Source organism: Streptomyces sp. P9(2023) (assembly GCF_032436795.1).
In the GTDB taxonomy this organism is placed as follows: Bacteria; Actinomycetota; Actinomycetes; order Streptomycetales; family Streptomycetaceae; genus Streptomyces.
In genome coordinates this window covers 1-274 of record NZ_JAUPWM010000445.1, presented here as the reverse complement: position 1 = coordinate 274, position 274 = coordinate 1, and the positions used below count along the sequence as shown (strand labels likewise).

The following is a 274-nucleotide window of genomic DNA, read 5'->3' as shown; positions in this document are numbered from 1 at the left end:
TTTAAAAATACGATAATCACCGCGACCGGTGTGATCCAGCGTATCGCAAAACGCCAAACCTGATACACACTGGTTGTGGTTGCCAACTCTTCTGCACTAACCTTTTCAGGCATAATCCAGCCAATAAAGATGGCAATAAACAGGCCGCCGATAGGTAGCATAATCGCAGAGGTCAGATAGTCTTTAAGCTCAAAGAAACTGCTGATTGGTTTACCCAATATATTCCACTCAAAGGTTGCCCAACCGGCACCAGCAAACGAAAATACGGTTAAAA

At 44.2% G+C, this 274-nt stretch carries 1 pseudogene; it reads right to left on the bottom strand.

Annotated elements, in window-relative coordinates:
• Nucleotides 1–274: pseudogene (locus tag Q5762_RS38300) on the bottom strand (hypothetical protein); the annotation flags it as partial.